Consider the following 22,840-nt stretch of genomic DNA (forward strand, 5'->3'; position numbering starts at 1 on the left):
TTGTGCCCATTCAGTATGAAATTATTAACAAATATTAGCCACATCATATAGATTAATCTGTATATTAGAAACCTTTTCAGAGGTACGAATATATTTAATGCAACAAACAAAGTTAACTTCATCACACCGAATTGTTTATTCCATCTGCGAACATCCCTACTTGGGTTATTTAATTGAGCCACATGTGGTCAAGTTAAATCCAAATGGAACATATTCACTTCGATATAAGCGTGTATTTAGCAATACCGTAAATGAATACGCACAAGCAGTTGATGAATTAGATTACAAACTCATCCGCTTGCTTGACCAAATTGAGCCAACTAGCCTCATAAAAAAATACCACAAAAAAGCCATTAGGCCCGTTGACTTTTTTTCCAAAGTATTTGATAAAAGTCTATTTGAAATCCTGAGAACAAAAATTGATGAAGTACTCATTCAGTTTTTTTCCATCGTAGCGGATAAACCCATATTCTTAATGAGTAAAGATGGTTACCCTGCCGATCAGAAAATTCAAATCGCTCCACAGGCTGCATCCATACTGTTTCATTTTAGACGTAATGAAGAAGAAACACGCTATTTCCCGACCATAAAATATGAAGACCACCGGATGGAATTCATGTTTAAGAATGCACAAGTAATTGTCAATGAACAAGCTTGGTTACTGCTTAACAATACCTTATTCCACTTCGACCAACAACTAGAAGGTAAAAAACTAAGTCCCTTTCTTAATAAAAGATTTATATCTGTATCAAGGAGTACCGAGAAAAAATATTTCGAGACTTTCGTTTGTAACTTAATCGAAAAATACAATGTATATGCGGAAGGTTTTGAAATCAAAACCCATCAACATAACGCCAACCCAATACTGAAATTAATCTACCATGAAGAAGGTGATTCTCCGGTACAATTGCAATTTCAATACGGTCCTTATATATTTTCATCCGGCAAAGACAACAAAGTCAATGTTCGAATGGAATATCTAGAAGAACAGGACCTCTACATTTTTCACCGGATAAAACGCTCCATTATCTGGGAGGAGAAACAAGCGAAAATTATAGGGGAACTTGGATTGGAGAAAATCAACCAAAAATCGCATGATTTATTACCTAAAGAAATCAACGGTAAGCGACCTTCTATCTTCGATTGGATAAGTCAAAATGATGCTATTTTAAAAGAAGTTGGGTTTGAAATTATACAGGATGTGGCTGAAAAAAGATTTTTCATCGGTCATACCTCTATTGATATTTCTATTAACGAGGACAACGATTGGTTTGACATCAAAGCGATAGCCAAGTTTGGGTCCTTTGAAATTCCATTCATTCAATTGCGTCATCATATCCTACATAACATCAAAGAATTTACTTTGCCAAATGGAGAGATAGCCATGATACCCGAAGAGTGGTTTGCACAATACAATCACCTTTTTCAATTTTCTAAGGATAAGAATGAATTAAAATTAAATAAAATTCATTTGGGATTATTGTATGAAATTAGTGAACATACTGAACTTACCTTCAGTCGGAAATTAAAAAAACTAGCCGAGTTTGAAGAAATCGCTGATGCACCTTTACCCAAAAACTTTCATGGACAACTGAGGCCATACCAACAAGCAGGATATAATTGGTTCAATTTCCTGCAACAGTATAAATTTGGTGGATGCCTAGCGGATGACATGGGCCTTGGTAAAACGATTCAAACACTAGCGTTACTTCAGCATCAAAAAGAGATATTGACCGACAGTCATGCCGTTAAGACCTCTCTGCTTATACTACCGACCTCATTAATTTACAATTGGCAAAACGAAGCGCGTAAGTTCGCCCCTGATCTCCAAATTTACATCCATGCAGGAAATAACCGTTTAAAAGACCCTGAATTACTATTCTCTTTTGATTTAGTAATCACTACTTATGGAATTACACGGATTGATGAAGAATTTTTAAGTCAATTCTATTTCAATTACATCATCCTAGATGAGAGTCAGAATATCAAGAACCCAACGTCCAAGTCTTTCAAGGCCATCAAAGGCTTAAAAAGCCAAAATAAACTTGCATTAAGTGGAACGCCAGTTGAAAATTCTGTTTCTGATTTATGGACGCAAATGCACTTTACAAATCCGGGGCTTTTAGGTAGTTATACTTATTTTCAAAAAGAATTTGTTCAACCTATTGAAAAGAAAAAAGATGAAGAAAAAGCAAAAAAACTACAAGCAATTGTCAAACCCTTTATTCTACGAAGAACAAAAGATCAAGTAGCAACGGAATTACCTCCAAAAACGGAACAAGTACTGTATTGCGAAATGACAGAAAACCAGCATGAACTGTACGAAAAAGTAAAATCGGAATATCGCAATGCAATTTTAGACAATCAACTTGCAGGAAAAGCAAAATCAAATCAGATTGCGCTACTTCAGGGATTGATTAAATTAAGACAGCTTGCCAACCATCCTAAAATGGTAGACCCAGAATATTCAGATAGTTCAGGGAAATTTGAAACAGTCATCGAGACCTTAGAAAAAGTGTTGCAAAGGGGGAATAAAGTTTTAATATTTTCTCAATTTGTCAAACATTTGAATATTTTTAGAAGTTATTTTGACAAGAAAGATATCAACTATGCATACCTCGATGGGAGCACAAAAAACAGAGATGAGGCCGTTAGTCAGTTTAGAGAAAATGAGGATACTAAATTATTTTTGATATCCATCAAAGCTGGTGGTGTAGGTCTGAATCTTATTGAAGCCGACTATGTATTCATTCTAGACCCCTGGTGGAATCCCGCAGTTGAACAACAGGCTGTAGACAGATCCCACCGTATCGGACAGACCAAGAATGTCTTTATTTATAAATTCATCTCTAAGGATACTGTAGAAGAGAAGATACTCGCCATGCAAAATAGAAAACGTTCTATTGCTCAGAGTTTAATAACCACTGAAGAGAGTTTCATTAAATCACTATCTTCAGAAGACATTCAAGAATTACTGAGATAGGGTCACAAAAAGAAAACCCCATGTTCTTAAATGCGCATGGGGTTTTTTTTCGAATTTTATAAATCAACTACTCAGCAGTAAAAGCAATAAGCGCCTTATTAACCCGAGCAACAACTTCTTCTTTTCCTAATAAAGAAACGATTTGGAACACATCAGGACCAAATTTACCTCCAACTAACATAATACGGAAAGGCATCATGAGTTCACCCATTTTCATTCCAGATTCTTGAATTGCACCCTTAAAGAAAGATTCTAAAGCTACGGCATCCCAAGATTCAAACTTACCGAATTCAAGATTAACATGATTAAAGAAAGTCGTTTTCTCAGCTGACCATTTTGGTTTGACAGCTCCTAAATCATAGTTTTCTGGACGAACAAAGAAAAATGACGCTTGTTCCCAGAAATCAGAAACAAATGTCAGACGCTCTTTCACTGCGCCCAATACTTGTACAATATAATCATCCGCTACATTTGTCACTTGATGCGATGTTAACACCTCTCTTATCTGCGGTAATAATGCTTCATTTGATGTCTTCTTAATCCACTCATGATTGAACCATTTTGCTTTCTCAAAGTCGAATTTAGCACCCGCCTTACTGATACGCTCAACCGAGAATTTTTCAATCAATTCTTGTAATGAGAATAGCTCCTGCTCAGTACCATCATTCCATCCCAGTACACCCAACATGTTGACAAAGGCTTCTGGTAAAAACCCCATTTCACGGAATCCAATTGTTTCTTTTTCTGCTTGAGCATCTTTCCAATTCATTGCATATACAGGAAAACCTAATCGATCACCATCGCGTTTACTCAACTTACCATTACCATCGGGTTTCAAAATTAATGGCAAATGTGCCCATTGTGGCATTTGCTCATTCCATCCCAAATATTCCCATAACAAAATATGTACGGGAGCAGATGGCAACCATTCTTCTCCTCGGAAAACATGTGAGATTTCCATCGCTTTATCATCCACTACTACAGCTAAGTGATAAGTAGGCATTCCATCGGCCTTTAACAAAACCTTATCATCGATTAGATTGGTTTCAAAACTTACTTGACCACGGATCATATCCGTAAAAGAAACGGTCTCATCAGTCGGTACTTTTATACGAATAGTATGTGGAGTACCTTTCGATAACAATACTTGGGTATCCTCTTTAGAAAGGCTTAAAGAATTTCTTAACTTTAATCTATTTTCATGGCTATAACGAAAGTTTGGTTGTTCTTTTCGCTGCTCGTCCAACTCTTCTGCTGTATCAAAGGCATAATAAGCGCGTCCATTTTCAATCAATTGCTCTGCAAATTGACGATAAGAAGGTTTACGTTCACTTTGGCGATATGGACCAAAAGCACCACCTTTAATTGGACTTTCATCTGGTACCAAACCACACCAAGCTAAACACTCATTTATATATTCTTCTGCACCAGCGACAAACCGTGTTTGGTCTGTATCTTCAACACGCAAAATAAAATCACCTTGATGTTTACGCGCGTACAAATAATTAAATAAAGCTGTACGAACTCCTCCAAGGTGCAACCCACCTGTCGGACTTGGTGCAAAACGCACCCTTACTTTTCTTTCAGAACTCATGAAACAAAATTACCACAAAATTTTCATTTCAATGAAACTATAGCATTGATAACCACAATAAAATAACAAAAACAAGACTTTATCGTTAGATATATGTCGCTGATAAAGATTAATTTCATTTAATTCCTTAATTTGCAGCAACAAGATTCCCCTTTGGCTAATATGAATCCATATCAATACAATCAACAACGTTGGAAATTTTTCTTGCTTATATTCGCAGCTATTATCGCAGCGGCCTCCCTTCTGTATACCAACTACCTCGTCCGCAATCTTTCTAAAGTGGAGAGAACAAAGGCAGAAGTATGGGCAATGAGCACAAAGAGCATCATGACTATGCCCGATGTTGATGACGAATTTATTACGTTTGTCTACTCCGTAAGAGATAGTCTAGCAGTTCCAGCAATCATTACAGATGAAAACAACAATATTGTTTTCTGGAGGGATTTAGACTCTACCAAAACCAACATCAAAACGACGACCAAAGATAGTACAAGTCATATAGATTATGATCCCTATTATTTTGAGAAACAACTCAATTTTATGAAAAAAAGCCATCCTCCTATCACTTTAGAATTAGATACGGGCGCCAAATGGATGGTTTATTATAAGGATTCATGGTTCCTACAGCAACTTAGAGTATTTCCCTATATTCAACTTTCATTAATTGCGGTATTTTTAATTATAGCATACACCGTATTCAATTCCATTCGAAAATCCGAACAGAATCTGGTATGGGTGGGCCTTACCAAGGAAGCCGCCCACCAATTGGGTACTCCCATTTCCTCCTTGATGGGATGGCTAGAACTCATTAAATTAAAATTTGATGCAGAGGATGATGAAACGTTAAATGAAATGGAAAATGACATCAAACGGCTAGAAATCGTAGCCGACCGATTCTCCAAAATCGGATCCACTCCCGTGCTTCACAATGCCAATGTTTACGAAGTAATAGCTTCATACATCCGCTACTTTAAAGTACGAACAAGTGACAAAATAATATTTGAACTCATTGGAGATAAACATGTAGAAGCAAAGTTAAATATCCCATTATTTGATTGGATAATTGAAAATTTATTAAAAAATGCAGTGAACGCTATTACATCGGAAGGAAAAATAACTGTTAAAATATCAGAAAACATTGCGAAAGAAGAAATTTTTATTGACATTAGTGATACAGGAAAGGGGATTTCAAGATCAAATTTTGAAGCCGTCTTTCAACCAGGTTTTACTACCCGCAAACGGGGATGGGGATTGGGATTAAGTCTAACCAAAAGAATGGTACATTATCATCAAGGCCATATTTTTGTGAAAGATTCTGAAATTGGAAAAGGAACTACATTTAGAATAATATTAAAAAGTAATCTAACTTATGAACCCACTAAAATCTGATGAATACCCAGCGGTGTATTCCACGTACATAGAGACTGTAGTCGGCGATGTCATGGATGTGTTGGAAGAGCAAATTTTATCCTTTCCAGCATTTCTCGATACAATACCTGAAGAAAAAGGAGACTTTCGCTATGCAGAAGATAAATGGTCAATCAAAGAGGTGATAGGACATATTTTAGACAATGAGCGCATTATGGCTTACCGAGCTCTAAGGTTTTCACGCAATGATATGAAAGAGCTTTTAGGCTATGATCAGGAATATTTTATACAAAACTCCAGATATCCCGAACGAACTTTAGCTTCTCTTAGTAAAGAATTCATACACTTGCGCAAAGCAAATATGTTTCTTTTTGAAAACTTTAGTAATGCAGAATTAGAAAGAAAAGGGATGGCTTCCGAAAGGCTAACAAGTGTAAAAGCTTTACTATATGTAGTTGCGGGACACTTAAATCATCACCGCATCATTATACAAGAACGATATTTCAATTCAAACAATGTCAATGATTTGGTTTCAGAATTACAGCATTGAGCAAGTTAATGGCATACTTGCTCAATATATGACGGGCTTACTTGAAATAAAAGCAACAGCTATCGACCGTCAATCGATTACAGCTACAATGCCTGTGAATGATAAAACAAGACAGCCATTCGGAATACTACACGGTGGAGCATCCGTAGTATTAGCAGAATCAATTGGGAGTATTGCGTCAAATCTAATCCTCAATCCAGACACGCATAAAGGTGTAGGCTTAGAAATCAATGCAAATCATCTACGCCCGGTCGCTAAAGGATTGGTAACTGCGGTTTGTTCCGCTATACATATTGGAAAACAAACGCATATTTGGGATATCCGTATTTCTGATGATTTAGGTAATCTCAATTGTATTTCAAGGCTAACTGTTGCCATTATACCAAAATAAAAATATTTCAAACATTTCTCTTCACCACTTGTCTTGAATATAAACTAAGCCAACTGAATTGGTTTACAAATACGGTTTTACAAAAAGGGAGTAGCATACTAGGTATGTTACTCCCTTTTTCTATTCAAAATATTACCAATTAATCGCCAAATCCATGCCATTTTATTTCATTTTCTTGATAAAATTAATTAGTCTTGCATATTATATAAATAAAATCAAAATTTATCAACCAAATCATGCAATCAAAAAATCATTCTGCGCAATCAACGCTGGGTCCAATGATTATCATAGGTTCACTATTTTTTATCTTTGGATTTGTAACTTGGTTAAATTCATTATTAATACCCTACTTAAAAATCGCATGTGAATTAACTGAGTTTCAATCCTACTTTGTTACTTTCGCTTTTTACATTGCCTATTTAGTAATGGGGCCAATATCGACTCGAGTATTAGACCGATTTGGATTTAAAAATGGGATGTCCATATCCCTATTGATTATGGCTGTTGGTGCATTAATCTTTATACCTGCCGCTATTTCAAGAACTTATATTTTATTTTTAATTGGTTTATTTGTACTTGGAGGTGGTTTAGCCATCTTACAAACAGCTTCTAATCCCTATATCACTATTCTAGGACCTGTTGAAACAGCAGCCAAAAGGATTTCGATTATGGGAATCTGCAATAAATTTGCAGGAGCTCTGGCTCCGATTATTTTAGGGTTATTCTTAAAATTAGAAGATGCCGATAAACTACATAACGAAGTAGATAACATGACTGCTGCCGCACATTCTGCAGCTTTAGATGAGATGGCTTTACAAGTTGTAAACCCTTATATTGGTATTGTTGTTGCTTTATTAATTTTAGCTTTTTGGATTTCAAGAGCAAATCTACCTGAAGTAAAAGGTGATGAAGAAGAAACGGCTGACCATCATGGTACTATTTCCTCTGAAAAATCTTCTATATTCCAATTTCCACATGTAGTTTTAGGGTTTGTTGCCCTATTCTTGTATGTCGGAGTTGAAGTTTTAGCAGGTGATAGTATAATTGCTTATGGAAAATCGCAAGGTATAGCCCTAAATACAGCTAAGTATTTTACCACTGGAACAATGATTTCAATGGTAGTAGGATATATCATCGGTATTATCGCAATTCCAAAATATATTAAACAAGACGTAGCGATGAAAGCTTGTGCAATTTCAGGTATAATCTTCACGTTAGGTATTATCTTCACAAGCGGTTATACCTCTGTCGCATTTGTTGCGTTGTTAGGATTATCAAACTCATTAATTTGGCCGGCCATTTGGCCATTAGCGCTTAAAGGTGTTGGTAAATTTACCAATGCAGCATCTTCATTACTAGTTATGGGTATCGCTGGTGGTGCTGTTATTCCGTTAAGCTATGGCGCATTAGCGGATCACGTTGGCTCTCATCAGGCATACTGGATTGCAATTCCATGTTATCTTTTCATATTGTATTATGCCATCTCAGGACATAAGGTAGGGAAAAAATAAAAAAACTATTATAAATAAAAAAGCGGTTATTTTTACAAAATAATCGCTTTTTTTCTTAAACACCTAAATATGAAAAAATCCTTTTATTGTTTATTAGTCGGTTTATTTATTTGCACACAGCAGGGTTATTCGCAGAAAATAAATGAACTAGCAGACCCAAGGGCATCCAGCACCACTGAAAAATGGGACAATCTAAAAGAAAAAAACAACTTTTCTTTTAGCATAGCAGATTATAGCTACTCCAAAACCATCCCCCCAACCGTAGAAACATTGACAAAATCATGGAATACAAAGGCTTGGAAAGGTGAAAAAGTACACACACAGCTGGTATTTTGGAGCAATCGAGACCATGAAAAAGTTGAAGTGACATCCTCATCTTTAAAAAATAGTCAAGCACAACAAATAGCAACTAAAGATATTACTTTAGGATACATCACCTACGTCCTGACAGATTTATCAGGAGATTTAAAACAAGGTTGTGGTATCAGTCAAGGATTGGACTCAGCTTTGGTAGCAGATCGTATCACAGATCAATCAAGTTTTGAATACGAAAAAAACACGACAAGACCGCTTTGGTTAAGCATTCAAGTACCTCGTGATGCTGCAGTAGGAATATACAAAGGTTCGCTTACAATAAAAGCCGACAATTACAAAACGACTATACCTTATAGTATAGAAGTACTTGCTCATGTATTACCAGAGACAAAAGATTGGGAATATCATTTAGACTTATGGCAAAACCCTTACTCTATTGCCCGACAATTTCAAGTAGAACTATGGTCGCCAGAACATTTCAACATCATGAAACCACACTATGAACGGTTACGTGATGCTGGCCAAAAAAATATTACCGTAAGTATCATTAATGATCCCTGGAATGGTCAAACATATGATAAATACCAGGCCATGATTAAATGGACTAAAAAGAAGGATGACACTTGGTCTTATGATTATAGCATTTTTGATAAATGGGTAGGATTTATGCGAGAGATTGGTATTTCAAAATATATCAATTGCTACAGTATGATTCCTTGGAACATGAATTTTCAATACTTTGATGAAAATACAGGTAAATATGAAATTTTAAAAGTTAAAACTGATGATCCAAAATACAGAGAACATTGGTTACCTCTATTAAAAGACTTTGCAAGGCATCTTAAACAAAAAGGTTATTTTGAATGGACAACCATTGCTATGGATGAAAGACCTCAAGAAGATATGAAACGTGCAATTGCAATTATTAAAGAAGCAGACCCACAGTTCAGGTCATCACTTGCAGGTGCATATCATCCAGAAATTTCTAATGAGTTTGCTGATTACAGTATCACCCTAGGAGAAGAAATGGCACCAGAGGTATTAAAAGCACGTCAAGAAAAAGGCTATAAAACAACAGTTTATACATGCTGCACTGAGATTTTCCCTAATACATTTACCAATTCTGGCTACCAAGAAGCAACTTGGTTAGCTTGGCATAGTGTACAGAGGGGTTTCGATGGTTATCTAAGATGGGCATATGACTGTTGGAATGCCAATCCCAATCAAGATACCCGTTACGGATCATGGTTAGGTGGGGACACGTATTTTGTATATCCAGACAACATGACCTCTATTCGTTTCGAAAAATTAATTGAAGGTGTACAAGATGCTGAGAAAATAAGGATTTTAAGAAAGGAATTAAATGCTCCACAATTGCAAAAATTAAATGAAGTAATTGATGGATTTACAAATAAAAACATCAATCAAAAAGCAATTCCAAACCAGATTAAAGAAGCGCAAAAAGTGTTGAACAGTTTGTAAAAACTCACATTAAGGGCCAATATCAATCCTTTGTTGGCCTTTAATTTAAAAAACCAAAATTCTTTATTTTGATAATTTACAAGTAAATTAGTGGAAATTAAACATTTCCAAAATGAAGAAATCTATTTTAACACTATGCGCCGCGACGGTACTCACATTTAGTCTCTCAACTACTTCAGTTGCTCAAGTAAAATTACCACAAGCAAGTAGCACTACATCCATCACCCAAGGATTAGGGATTAAAAACATAGCACTTTCATACCAGAGACCAAACATAAACGGTCGTGTTATTTTCGGTAATTTAATTCCCTACAATGAGGTCTGGAGAACTGGCGCAAACAATATACCTGTTATTAAATTTGAAGAAGAAGTTACAATAGAAGGAAATAAAGTTCCTGCTGGAACGTATGGCATCTTGACCATCCCAACAAAGGGCGATTGGACAATTATATTAACAAAAAACAGCAATCAATGGGGTGCATATACCTACGATAAAAAAGACGACCTCATACGTTTCAATGTAAAGTCGACTAAGCTTTCAAATAAAGTAGAAACCTTTACCATGCAGTTCGAAAATGTAACAACAAATTCAGCTGTATTATCCCTATCTTGGGAAAACAGCTCTACTCAGTTTTCAATAAAAGTTGACCAAACACAAGAGATATTAGCTAATATTGAGGAAGCAATGAAGGGTGATAAAAAACCTTATCTCCAAGCAGCACAATTTTACCTAAACAACAACCTCGATATCAAAAAAGCATTGGTATGGGTAGACGAAGCTGAAAAAGAAAATCCAGAAGCGCCTTATATTCGCTACTGGAAAGCAAAAATACAACTGAAAGCAGGTGATAAAAAGGGAGCAATAGCAACAGCACAAAAAGGAGTGGAAATTGCGCAAAAAGGAAACAATGCTGAATATGTTAAATTAAATAACCAAGTCATTAAAGAAGCCGGTAAATAATAATATACCATTATGAAAAAACGCCACTTTTTGAAAGTGGCGTTTTTTTTATAATTCTTCTTTTAGTAACTCTGCGAGTTCTTCATGTGTAATATTCATATTCACATTACCATCTTTAGCAAAGGATATTTCACCTGTTTCCTCCGATACCACGACAGCAACTGCATCAGACACCTCTGTCACTCCAATTGCCGCACGATGGCGTAAACCGAACTGTAAAGGCAAATCTTCACTTTCCGATAAAGGTAGAATACAAGACGCGGACATGATTTTAAAATCCACAACTACAACAGCACCATCATGCAAAGGGCTATTCTTATTAAAAATACTTTCTATCAAACGTTTTGAGATATGTGCATCAATAAACTCGCCACTACTTTGATAATATTCTTCGTCAAAATACTTAGAAAAAACCAACAGGGCACCAGTGCGTGTCTTTGACATACTACGGCAAGCCTCTATAATAGGTTTTAAATGTTCAGAATTATCTTTGGCTACAGTCTTCTTACTAACTAGAAACGACCATAGGATCTTCTTTCGCTTCATAGAAATGTTCTTCCCTATATGTAACAAAAAACGCCGAATCTCCTGCTGAAAGACCACAATCAAGGCAATGGAACCCACTGAAATGAACCCCCCAAATATTTCGGTCAACAAACGCATATGCATTTGCTTTACAATAATATAAATACCATAAAATAGGGCAACGCCAATTAAGATATTAACAGCAATCGTACCACGTATCAAACTATATACATAGTAAATAATAATCGCTACTAAAATAATATCGATAACATCCAATAAACGGAAACCCCTAAAGAGGCTGTAATCAAATCCTTCCATATACATGCAAGTTAAAAAAAATCACCTAAACAATGAGCTCTTTGTCGTGCAAATTATCGCTAAAATGAGCAAGCGTTAGAATTGTTTTGTATTTTTACTTAAAAGATTGGAATAAATATGACTGCATTATCTGTAAACATCAATAAAATAGCCACTCTTCGTAATTCTCGAGGAGGAAACAATCCCAATGTATTGGCCGCAGCCTTAGCTTGCGAACGCTTTGGTGCTAATGGTATTACTGTTCACCCGAGACCAGACGAACGTCATATTCGCTATGCAGACGTTTTTGATTTGAAAGCTAATATTCAAACAGAGCTAAACATTGAGGGAAATTGTCAAGAACAAAAATTTATCGATCTTGTTCTAGCAAACAAACCTGCTCAAGTCACCCTAGTACCGGATGCAGAAGGACAAATTACATCAAACCATGGTTGGGATACGATTAAAAACAAGGCATACCTAACCGATATCTGTAAGCTTTTCAAAGACCAAGGTATTCGAGTGTCTATTTTTGTTGATCCAGATACAGATATGGTTGAAGCCGCTGCGGAAACAGGGACCGACCGCATCGAATTGTATACTGAGTCATATGCGCAAGCTTTCTTGGAGGAGAGAGATGCAGCAATCAAACCCTATTTTCAAGCGGCTTTAAAAGCGAGAGAAGTTGGTTTAGGCATCAATGCAGGCCATGATTTGGACTTAAATAACTTGACATACTTTAACCAGCATATCCCAGGATTGTTAGAAGTGAGTATTGGCCACGCACTTATCGCAGATGCACTTTATTTAGGATTAGAAGAAACAATAAAAAGATATTTAAATGCATTAAAATAAAAAAGAAGGGCTTTACAAATTTGTAAAGCCCTTCTTTTTTATTTTATATTTATTCAATACCCTTGAATATTCTGTTCCAGCGTATTTTTGATAATCCCGAACCGTCCTTATCAAGACTCAGCCAAGTAAATAATGCTTTACCAACAATATGGTCTTCTGGTACGAAGCCCCATCCACGAGAATCTAAAGAATTATGTCTATTATCACCCATCATCCAATAATAATCCATCTTAAAGGTATATGAATTAGCTTTAACACCATTAATATAGGTACCATCTGCTTTATTTTCCATTGTATTACCTTCATAAATAGTAATTGCACGCTCATAAAGTGGCACAGTAGCACTGTCCAATTGAACAGTCCAACCTTTACTCGGAATTTTAATCGGACCGAAATTATCAAAATTCCAATTCAAAGAAGCAACATTTGGGAAGGTTCCTTCTTCATGTTCGCCTGCTTTACGAATATTTGGAATAACAGCCTTCACATTCATCCATCCTTTAACCATAGCAGCCTCATCAGCCGTCATAAAAACTTGATAAACATCGGGTTGACCTGTAGGGAATGTTTCTAATCGTTTATCATTCATAACACGCATGTCCAAACCAGTTTGGTCGGTTTCTACTATATAATCCAATTGTCCTTCTGGTGGATTAAAACCAGGTTTACCATTTACAAAGAACACAGCATTGGACATAGAGACTTCATCGCCCGGCATACCTACACAACGTTTGATGTAGTTCTCACGTTTATCAACTGGACGGTTGTACGGCGCATCAGCTTCCATTGGATAGTTGAAAACGACAACATCATTTCTTTTGATATCCTGGAATCCAGGCAGGCGCTTATAAGGCAGTTCAATTAACTCTGAGTATGCATTACCTCCAATTAAGGGCATTGTATGATGCGCAAAGGGAAATGCAATAGGTGTCATAGGAACACGCGGTCCATAATTAACCTTACTTACAAATAAGAAATCACCAACCAATAAAGTCCGTTCCATAGAACCTGTTGGAATCATATATGCCTCTATTAAAAACCCACGAATTAATGATGCTGCAACGGTTGCAAAAACGATTGCATCAGCCCATTCACGAGCCATAGATTTTTTATAAGGATATTTCTTTTTAAATTCTTCCGAGTTTGGGTTACCCAAATACTTTACCAAAGCGTCATTGCCCCACATGGGTAATACGATAAAAGGAATTAACACCGCAGCTGCATTTTCCCAAAATCTTCTTTTCCCAAATGCCTTTATCAAATCTAAATATAGACCATAGAAAACAAAGATATTCACGATTGGCACCAATAATAGGATAACAACCCACTTTGCGCGACCCGTTAATTCGGCCATTACATATTCCCGATAAAAGGGAACTAGCGCTTCCCATCCTGATCTGCCTGCTTTAACAAATAATTTCCAAAGCCCATAATGAGCAATTACTGTTAAGACCGCAAAAATAATATACCACATAAGTTTCTTTAAATTTTATTTTTTAATAATCTAATATGTCAATTAGTATAAAAGATTATGCATTCGTTACAGACTTCGCAATTTTTTATAAAAATCGATTACTTATTGAAATCAAACATTTCGGTCACTTGAAAGAATCCTTCTTTTCCAAACAGCCACTCTGCAGCGATAACGGAGCCTAATGCAAACCCGTCACGACTATGCGCTGTATGTTTAAATTCAATTTGATCAACTTCCGAACTATATACGACTGTATGTGTACCAGGGACCTCTTCGATACGGTGACTTTCTATTAACAATTCCGTTGCTTTAGGTATAATCTCTACATCTCCATCCCCTACCAATGAATTGACCCAAGATGTTTTAACATCACTGTTGTTTAAGATTCCTTCAGCTATAGTAATTGCTGTCCCACTTGGTGCGTCCAATTTATGAATATGATGTATTTCTTCTACTTGTACATCATAAGCTTTATAAGGTTGAATGGCCTTCGCCAACATTTTATTGATATGAAAAAAGATATTGACACCTATGGAGAAGTTCGAACCGTACAAGATAGAACCATCAACAGCTAAACATTTTTCCTTTACAAGATCAAGGTCTTCATACCAACCTGTAGTCCCCATGACAATTGGCAACTTTGCTTCCAAGCATAATTCCATATTAGAAAGAGCTGCATTTGGAACACCAAAGTCTATTGCAACATCCGCACCTACCAGATCAGCTTTGGTAATTGAGCTACGGTTCTCGCTATTGACAATCAAATGAATCTCATGCCCTCTTTTTTGCGCAAATTTCTCAATAATTTTGCCCATTTTGCCGTAGCCGAATAATACAATTTTCATATCTATTTCAGATCATATTTAATAAGAAGACCAAATAAGTTTTATGCTCTATAGCATGAATACGAATTTAAGCTTTATAATTTTTATTTAAGTGTCATGGATAATTTAAATCCAAAATTGGGAGCAGCACTGTATGCAAAACTATTTGATGATCCCAATAAGATAGTTGGTCTAATTTTTAATGCAACTTTTTCTGAACTTACGCTCCAACGATTTTTGAGCATCGAATCTACATAAGCTTCGACTACATTCAATCCATACACCCCAACAGTCAAAAGTACCATCAAATCTCGATCACGTCTTGCCGCATCCTTAGCTCTAATAAGCCCTTGATCCGACCAGCCAAAATAATCTGGATTATCCTTCTCATTATGCTTAAAACGATAGTCCAATTCTTTAATGAATTCCTTATAATAACGATGATTAAATTCAAATACCAGTGCAGTTGATACCAGTCCTCCATAAATAGCAGGTACCTTAATCCACCACAATCCCTTATTTGTATATTGCCCCCACCCAGGAAGTATCAAAGAACGTTTCCATGCAGTAACTGTTTTTGCTTCTATTGCAAGTCGTGTAGAATCTTTAAAAATCTTAGGAATCTTCGCTTCTTCTTCAGCCTTCTCTCTTCTTTTTCTTTCCCTCCGACTCTCTTTTTTTGTTGTATCCTGCACAGTCGTTACTTTCTTAGTTGAATCTAATGCAGAAGTAGTTTTTAACGCTACTTTCCCTTTGGGATCAACTTGTTGCCCTTGTGCAACAAAAAATATAAAGATAGCACACAATAAACCGATTACTTTATGCATCTTACCAGTCTAATAATTCCAAAATACGACTCAGGTCATCTTCCGATTCAAAAGGAATCTCAATAGCTCCCTTTCCTTTGGCACTTTTCAAATTCAATTTGACACGAGAAGAAAACTTAGATGCCAAATCATCTTCAATTTTTTGAAATTGAAAAGATTTAGGTGCATTTTTATCTTTTTGTGCTTTCTTTTTATTACCGTTCTGAATCTCACGAACCAATTCTTCTGCTTTACGAACAGACAAACCCAAATCAACAATTAACTTAAAAATGTACAATTGCTTATCTACTTCTCCAACATTAATAAGTGCACGAGCATGTCCCATAGTTAACTCACCATCACGAATAGCAGCCTGAATCACAGGGGGTAACTTCAATAAGCGCAGATAATTGGTCACGGTAGAACGATTTTTGCTCACGCGCTCCCCTAATTCCTCTTGCTTAAGATTACACTCTTCTATCATACGTTGAAAACTCAAAGCCACTTCAATGGCATTCAAATTTTCACGCTGAATATTTTCAATTAAAGCCATTTCCAGCATCTGCTGGTCATTAGCAGTACGAATATAGGCTGGAATTTCGGTAATACCCGCCAACTTTGAAGCACGATAACGACGCTCTCCAGAAATTAATTGATACGCATTTTCACCAATTTTCCGAACAGTAATGGGTTGAATTAGCCCTTGTAATAAAATCGATTCAGAAAGTTCCTGTAATGCTTGTGGGTCAAAGTCCGTACGAGGTTGAAATGGATTCATTTCAATCTCATCCACATTAACCGTACTGATACTACCCGTTTCTTTGGATTTCACAGGAGTATCTACTCGGGATGTCTCCAGGTCAGAGTTTCTTTCAGGGATATCGGTACTATCATTTAATAAGGCACCTAATCCTCTTCCTAGACCTGTTTTTCGCTGTTGTGCTGCCATATTATATTGTAACTGATGAATCTAATTCTTTTAGATGTCCATTTTTATGTAAAATTTCTCGAGCCAAATTTAAATAGTTGATAGCTCCTTTGCACGATGCATCGTGCATAATGACAGAGATACCAAAACTCGGAGCCTCACTCAAACGTGTATTTCGCTGAATAATCGTCTCAAACACCAAATCCGTAAAATGTGTCTTTACTTCTTCAACTACCTGATTTGATAAGCGTAAACGAACATCATACATTGTCAATAAAATACCCTCAATTTCCAGACTAGTATTTAAACGTGTTTGTACAATTTTAATTGTATTTAACAACTTACCCAAGCCCTCTAGTGCAAAATATTCGCATTGCACTGGAATAACAACTGAATTAGATGCTGATAATGCATTGATGGTGATTAACCCTAATGAAGGAGAGCAGTCAATAATGATAAAATCATAATCATCCTTAACTTGATCTAAGATTTTTTTCATCTTATATTCACGTTCATGCATATTGATCATTTCAATTTCTGCACCAACCAGGTCAATATGAGCAGGGAGTAAATCCAAATTTGGCGTTTCTGTGGCCTGAATAGCATCACGAGGATCCAAATCATTTACCAAGCATTCGTATATACTTTCTTTGATGGTTCTTGGATCAAATCCAATTCCAGAAGTAGAGTTTGCTTGCGGATCAGCGTCAACCAATAAGGTTTTATATTCTAAAACAGCTAAACTAGCTGCCAAATTGATTGATGTTGTCGTCTTACCAACACCACCCTTTTGATTTGCAATTGATATAATTTTACCCATTCGAATGAAATTCTTTCTTTATAAAATGTCATTTTGTTCCCCTAAGGTCACAAAAAAGGATTATTCTGCTCATTCATAAATTCTTCCTGGTAAAAAAACACTTAAATGATGCATATTTCTTACTTTTGAAAGTATCTAAAGGAATAGATCCTCAAGATGCTAAGATACAAAAAATCAGGATATACATCCACTTTGTTCGGTGGGTTTTTATAAGTTACAACTAGACAATGATTTTAATAATTTCGGGAACGAATCGTCCCAAAAGTAAGACGTTAAAAGTCGCACAATACTACCAAGAGCAGTTACAGAAAAAAGGTGAAAGCTGTCAAATACTTCCTTTAACCGATCTACCTGCAGATATTATCATATCGGATTTATATGGTCAAAGAAGTGATCGATTTAAAAATATACAACAACTCGTTTCGGATGCAGATAAGTTTATTTTTGTTACACCTGAATATAACGGAAGCATTCCTGGTGTACTCAAAATCTTCATCGATGCCTGCACTTTTCCGATCAGCTTTTATCATAAAAAAGCAGCACTTGTTGGCATCTCGTCCGGACGATATGGCAATTTAAGAGGTATAGATCATTTAACAGGAATTTGCAATTATTTGCGCATGCATGTATTGCCCTTAAAGATATTCTTACCGCATATTCAAAACGAAATAAATGAAGAGAACACCTTTATTCATGAAGAAACAATAAATGCCATTCAAGAGCAAATTGATGAACTTATCAACTTCTAGAAAATATTAGAGCCCACTCTTAATCATACCAGCACTTATTTGTAAATATAATAATATGGCAAATTTTCGTATTTTGTTCAAAACCCAATCATATGAACCTTAAAATAACATACCTTATATTTTCCCTTGGATTACTATCCGCCTGTAAGCAAACTCCTCAGCATAATACCCTAAGTGCAGATGAAAAGAAAGAAGGTTGGCAATTACTTTTTAACGGAAAAGACATCCATAACTGGCATATTTACAACCAAGGAGATCAAGCATCTAAATGGGTGGTAAAAGACGATGCCATTCTATGCGACCCAACCGTAAAAACAGGGATATTCGGAGATTTAGTTTCAAATGAAACCTATCAAGATTTCGATTTGAAATTTGACTGGAAAGTTGCCAAAGGGGGCAATAGTGGTGTCTTCATCGATGTTCAAGAAGATCCTAAATACGATGCTACATTTGTTACTGGTCTTGAGATGCAACTATTAGATAATGCTAACGCAGAATCCCGTCATCAAACGGATTCGACACATTGGGCAGGATCTCTTTATGCCATAAAAAGCATCGGTTCAAATTCAAAACCCAACCCCTTCAACGAGTGGAATGAATCGCGTATCGTACAAAACAAAGGGAAGGTGAGTTTTTGGTTAAACGGTCAATTGACATTTGAAAATGTCACCAATAATCAAGAATGGAAGGATTTAATTGCCCATACAAACATGAAAAATTACCCCGATTTCGGTAAGTTCCAAAAAGGAAAAATTGCGCTTCAAAATCATACAGATGAAGTCTATTTTCGAAATATCAAAATAAAAACATTATAAAAAAAGAGAGTAGGAAATCCTGCTCTCTTTTTTATATCAAAATTAATATCCAAACAACTCTTCTAAAGTCAATTTCTTAACTTCACCAAGTTTTGCTAAATCTTCGATTTTCAAGTTCTCATCCTTGGCAACAACACAATAAATATAAGGTTTGCGACTCATTTCTTTATTGTGGAAAGTTTTCAAATCTCCAAAAGTTAATTTTGGTGCCTGCTCATAAATTTCCTTACGGATATCTGAAGAAAGACCTAATCGCTGCGCACTCAAATAATTTGATAAAATGTTTGCATTTGTGATACGGTCACTAGCCAACGATTTGACTAAACTTACTTTAGCAATTTCCAAAGCTTTTGGAGCATCAGGCAAATCATCTAACAATTCATTCATACCGACAACTGCTTCATTAAATTTATCCGCTTGAGTACCTACATAAGCACCCACCGAGTAATGATTCTCTTTTTTGATTGGAGAAGCAAAATGTGCATAAGTAGAATAGGCTAGAGCTTTAGACTCTCTAATAGTCTGAAAAACGATACTCCCCATGCCTCCTCCGAAATACATATTAAACAGCGCCACAGTAGGGCTATATTTCGGATTATATTGATCCGAATTTCTAAACCAAAATACCTCCGCTTGCTTCATATCGAAATCCGCAAATAACACTTGATTTTTCGGGGTAGGCAATTCTGCAAAGTTACTTGCCTTGCTAATAGTTGCAAAATTTGTATTCGTATTCAGGGGTTTCAATACAGCAACTAGTTGACTCGTAGTTTTAGGTCCATAATACAATATCTGATGTTTCGTATTCGCCAGTTCATGCAAAATATCAACCAGATCAGATGCTTTAATGGAATTTAACTCTTCATCTGTCAAAACATTGTTAAAAGGATTTTTAGCACCATATTTTGCATATGACCTTAACCCTTCCATAATCAAGGCTTTATTTTCTTTAGCATTCGTTCTTGATTTTTTTAAACGACCAATATATGCTTCTAATGCTTCCTGATTCCCTATACTATTTTTCAAGAGATCTTGAATTAATGCTACCGTTTGCTCAAAGTTCTCATTCAATCCTGAAATATTAATGCGGGTCTCTTCATTTCCTGAAATCACCGAGAAATCAGAAGCCAACTTATAGAATGCTTTGCTGAAATCCTCACTTGATTTATCTTTAGTTCCTAAAAACTCCAGATAATCTGCTGCAATACCCAATAACTTATTATTCCATTTCCCCATATCATAACGATAGGTCAAACTGAATAATGCATTATCATTATTCTGAACAGCGACTACATCAATACCTTTTAAAGTTGCCTTCTGGACATCTTTAGCATAATCTATCCAAACTGGGGTAATTTTACTTTCTGGCATTTCAGCAATAGTCTTAACGAAAAGCGATTGATCATCACGATTGACAACTACTGGCGTAATAGGAGGCTTCTCTACTTTGACAACACTATCATCGACACCTTTACGTTTATAAACCACAACATAATTATTATCATTCAGATATTTAGAGGCAAAATCCATAATATCCTGCTTCGTTATTTTTGTCAAGTTATCCGAATAACTCAATTCTGTTGACCAATCCACACCCGAAGTAAAAGCATCCATAAGCTCCTCAGCACGATGACTATAACTCTCATTTCGTGAAATTTCCGATTTCTTCTCGTTATTCACAATTGAAGTAATCAGATCGTCAGAAAATTCTCCTTTACGCAACTTATCCAACTCTGCTAGAATCAAGGATTTTACATCGTCCAACGATTGACCTTGGCTTGGATTAGCCTGCATGATCAACATTGAATAATCTTTCAATACATATGGAAATGCTCCAGCGCCCAATAATTTTTGGGATTTCACCAAATCCAAATCAATCAAACCTGCGGAACCATTGGTAAGCATATTACCAAGTAAATTCAACATTTGAGCATCTTTAGTAGATGCACCTGGGAAACGAAATCCTAAAAATAAAAACTCAGATTCTGGTCCCTTCACTTCTCTTACCACCGGTTGTTTGATATCTTTCTCAGCATCAAACGTATAAACAGGAATATCCTTCGGTTTCATATAACTGAATGCCTGATCGATTTTTTTAACGACCTCATTTGGATCAAAATCACCAGACATAATCACCCCCATATTATTGGGAACATAGTAAGTATTAAAATATTCACGAATAGCTTTTAAAGAAGGATTCTTCAAATGTTCAACCGTTCCAATCGTTGTTTGTTTCCCATAATTGTTATTAGGAAACATGGCCTCAAACATAGCCTCTACAGATTTACGACCATCATTATCCAATCCCCTATTCTTTTCCTCATAAACAGCCTCTAATTCGGTATGAAACAACCTTAACACGGGATAACGAAAGCGCTCTGCTTGAACAGCAAGAAATTTGTCAATAACATTATTTGGAATATCCTCTGTATAAACGGTCTGTTCAAATGAGGTAAAAGCATTCGTTCCTTCAGCCCCCATCTCACTCATCAACTTATCGTACTCATTAGCTATGGCATATTTAGCTGCCTCACCGGAAACCTGGTCAATTTGTTTGTAAATTTCTTTACGTTTGGCCTCATCTGTAGTTGAATTATATTGTTCATATAATCCATCAATCTGATCAAGCAATGGTTTTTCCTTTGCCCAATCTTTTGACCCAAATTTATCTGTACCCTTAAAAAGCATATGCTCAAGGTAATGTGCTAGACCAGTATGATCAGCAGGATCCGTTTTGCTACCTGCTTTTGTAGCAATATACGCCTGAATACGAGGCACCTTTTTAGACGGGCTCAAGATTACTGTAAGACCGTTTTTTAAGGTGTAAAAACGTGAATTTGTAGGGTCGTTAGTTACATAGCGATACGTATAACCACCTTCATTTGTTTCTTTCCAATCATACTTTTTCATCTGCGCAAAAGTTGTGATACTTGATAAAAAAACAAAAGCCATTATCGAAATAGATTTTAAATTCATTTCTAATATGTTTAAAAATACAATCAAATATATGAATGTTTAAAGAAAAATTCAGGTACTATTGAAACATCTTTCACAACTACAAGTAAATAATTGATCTTTTCAGACAGATTAGCTAAATTAATACGATTTAGCTAATAACCAAAAGCACTCCGCTTGGTACATGATCACACACTAATGAATATAAATTATGTAGGAAATACACATAGATAGGCTTAAACAAAAAAAGCATCGAATTATCGATGCTTTTTCGTGGAGAATACTGGGTTCGAACCAGTGACCCTCTGCTTGTAAGGCAGATGCTCTGAACCAGCTGAGCTAATTCTCCTTTCTTTAAGGGTTTTGAAACACTTCTGTTTTTGTGGAGAATACTGGGTTCGAACCAGTGACCCTCTGCTTGTAAGGCAGATGCTCTGAACCAGCTGAGCTAATTCTCCTTTCTTTAAGGGTTTTGAAACACTTCTGTTTTTGTGGAGAATACTGGGTTCGAACCAGTGACCCTCTGCTTGTAAGGCAGATGCTCTGAACCAGCTGAGCTAATTCTCCTTTCTTTTAGTTCCTGATATCGGTAATACCTTTCCCTAATTGCGTGTGCAAATATACTCCAAAATTTCGA

18 protein-coding genes and 3 tRNA genes are annotated in these 22,840 nt (G+C 36.0%); 10 read left to right on the plus strand and 11 right to left on the minus strand.

The genetic code is table 11. From position 1 onward, the window contains the following. Positions 1-97 precede the first annotated feature (97 nt). Complete coding sequence (locus KO02_RS20075; protein ID WP_038701191.1) at positions 98-2,983, plus strand: DEAD/DEAH box helicase; 2,886 nt, start codon at positions 98-100, stop codon at positions 2,981-2,983. Between the two features lie 67 nt (positions 2,984-3,050). On the opposite strand, the gene gltX is transcribed toward KO02_RS20075, so the two are convergent. After that, positions 3,051-4,577 (minus strand): glutamate--tRNA ligase, encoded by a 1,527-nt coding sequence (gene gltX / locus KO02_RS20080; RefSeq protein ID WP_038701193.1) that lies wholly within the window; start codon positions 4,575-4,577, stop codon positions 3,051-3,053. 162 nt (positions 4,578-4,739) lie between these two features. On the opposite strand from gltX, the gene KO02_RS20085 reads away from it, so the two are divergent. From KO02_RS20085 to KO02_RS20110, 6 genes are all read left to right on the plus strand, one after another. Further along, positions 4,740-5,966: a sensor histidine kinase gene (locus KO02_RS20085; protein WP_038701195.1), complete on the plus strand. Its 1,227-nt coding sequence runs from the start codon at positions 4,740-4,742 to the stop codon at positions 5,964-5,966. Then, on the plus strand, positions 5,947-6,495 hold the full coding sequence (locus tag KO02_RS20090) for a DinB family protein (protein ID WP_038701197.1): 549 nt from the start codon (positions 5,947-5,949) through the stop codon (positions 6,493-6,495). The genes KO02_RS20085 and KO02_RS20090 overlap by 20 nt, the downstream gene beginning before the upstream one ends. Continuing rightward, the gene (locus tag KO02_RS20095) at positions 6,467-6,886 is read left to right on the plus strand and encodes a hotdog fold thioesterase (protein ID WP_038701199.1); all 420 of its coding nucleotides are present in this window, start codon (positions 6,467-6,469) and stop codon (positions 6,884-6,886) included. Before KO02_RS20090 ends, KO02_RS20095 begins: the two co-directional genes overlap by 29 nt. 236 nt (positions 6,887-7,122) lie before the next feature. Further along, positions 7,123-8,397 carry a sugar MFS transporter gene (locus KO02_RS20100; RefSeq protein WP_038701201.1) on the plus strand — a complete coding sequence of 425 codons (1,275 nt, stop codon included), beginning with the start codon at positions 7,123-7,125 and terminating at the stop codon, positions 8,395-8,397. 69 nt (positions 8,398-8,466) lie between these two features. Beyond that, the gene (locus KO02_RS20105; protein ID WP_038701203.1) at positions 8,467-10,194 is read left to right on the plus strand and encodes a DUF4091 domain-containing protein; all 1,728 of its coding nucleotides are present in this window, start codon (positions 8,467-8,469) and stop codon (positions 10,192-10,194) included. Between the two features lie 112 nt (positions 10,195-10,306). Continuing rightward, the gene (locus KO02_RS20110; RefSeq protein WP_038701205.1) at positions 10,307-11,155 is read left to right on the plus strand and encodes a DUF2911 domain-containing protein; all 849 of its coding nucleotides are present in this window, start codon (positions 10,307-10,309) and stop codon (positions 11,153-11,155) included. A 48-nt stretch (positions 11,156-11,203) separates the two neighbouring features. Here KO02_RS20110 and cdaA read toward each other — a convergent pair whose 3' ends face one another. Continuing rightward, the gene (gene cdaA, locus KO02_RS20115; protein WP_038703075.1) at positions 11,204-11,998 is read right to left on the minus strand and encodes a diadenylate cyclase CdaA; all 795 of its coding nucleotides are present in this window, start codon (positions 11,996-11,998) and stop codon (positions 11,204-11,206) included. Positions 11,999-12,115: 117 nt separating this feature from the next. On the opposite strand from cdaA, the gene KO02_RS20120 reads away from it, so the two are divergent. Beyond that, positions 12,116-12,832, plus strand: coding sequence for a pyridoxine 5'-phosphate synthase (locus KO02_RS20120; protein ID WP_038701207.1), 717 nt, complete (start codon positions 12,116-12,118; stop codon positions 12,830-12,832). Between the two features lie 49 nt (positions 12,833-12,881). Here KO02_RS20120 and lepB read toward each other — a convergent pair whose 3' ends face one another. The 5 genes from lepB to KO02_RS20145 form a co-directional block, all read right to left on the minus strand. Continuing rightward, a complete protein-coding gene (gene lepB, locus KO02_RS20125) occupies positions 12,882-14,306 on the minus strand; it encodes a signal peptidase I (RefSeq protein WP_038701209.1) in 1,425 nt (474 codons plus the stop codon). 98 nt (positions 14,307-14,404) lie between these two features. Beyond that, on the minus strand, positions 14,405-15,151 hold the full coding sequence (gene dapB, locus KO02_RS20130) for a 4-hydroxy-tetrahydrodipicolinate reductase (RefSeq protein WP_038701211.1): 747 nt from the start codon (positions 15,149-15,151) through the stop codon (positions 14,405-14,407). Between the two features lie 83 nt (positions 15,152-15,234). Beyond that, the gene (locus KO02_RS20135; protein WP_051960098.1) at positions 15,235-15,957 is read right to left on the minus strand and encodes a DUF5683 domain-containing protein; all 723 of its coding nucleotides are present in this window, start codon (positions 15,955-15,957) and stop codon (positions 15,235-15,237) included. 1 nt (position 15,958) lies between these two features. Further along, entirely contained in the window at positions 15,959-16,885 is a 927-nt protein-coding gene (locus KO02_RS20140; protein WP_038701213.1) for a ParB/RepB/Spo0J family partition protein, read from the minus strand. Position 16,886: 1 nt separating this feature from the next. Beyond that, positions 16,887-17,684 carry a ParA family protein gene (locus tag KO02_RS20145; RefSeq protein ID WP_038701215.1) on the minus strand — a complete coding sequence of 266 codons (798 nt, stop codon included), beginning with the start codon at positions 17,682-17,684 and terminating at the stop codon, positions 16,887-16,889. Between the two features lie 227 nt (positions 17,685-17,911). Here KO02_RS20145 and KO02_RS20150 point away from each other — a divergent pair, with 227 nt between their 5' ends. Both KO02_RS20150 and KO02_RS20155 read left to right on the plus strand, forming a co-directional pair. Continuing rightward, entirely contained in the window at positions 17,912-18,433 is a 522-nt protein-coding gene (locus tag KO02_RS20150; RefSeq protein WP_038701217.1) for an NADPH-dependent FMN reductase, read from the plus strand. A 92-nt stretch (positions 18,434-18,525) separates the two neighbouring features. Next, complete coding sequence (locus tag KO02_RS20155) at positions 18,526-19,248, plus strand: DUF1080 domain-containing protein (protein ID WP_038701219.1); 723 nt, start codon at positions 18,526-18,528, stop codon at positions 19,246-19,248. Positions 19,249-19,290: 42 nt separating this feature from the next. On the opposite strand, the gene KO02_RS20160 is transcribed toward KO02_RS20155, so the two are convergent. From KO02_RS20160 to KO02_RS20175, 4 genes are all read right to left on the minus strand, one after another. Continuing rightward, entirely contained in the window at positions 19,291-22,224 is a 2,934-nt protein-coding gene (locus KO02_RS20160) for a M16 family metallopeptidase (RefSeq protein ID WP_038701221.1), read from the minus strand. Positions 22,225-22,477: 253 nt separating this feature from the next. Further along, positions 22,478-22,552: transfer RNA gene (locus KO02_RS20165), tRNA-Val, on the minus strand. A 34-nt stretch (positions 22,553-22,586) separates the two neighbouring features. Next, positions 22,587-22,661: transfer RNA gene (locus tag KO02_RS20170), tRNA-Val, on the minus strand. Between the two features lie 34 nt (positions 22,662-22,695). Then, positions 22,696-22,770: transfer RNA gene (locus tag KO02_RS20175), tRNA-Val, on the minus strand. Between the last annotated feature and the right edge of the window lie 70 nt (positions 22,771-22,840).

Source organism: Sphingobacterium sp. ML3W (assembly GCF_000747525.1).
Classification (GTDB): domain Bacteria; phylum Bacteroidota; class Bacteroidia; order Sphingobacteriales; family Sphingobacteriaceae; genus Sphingobacterium.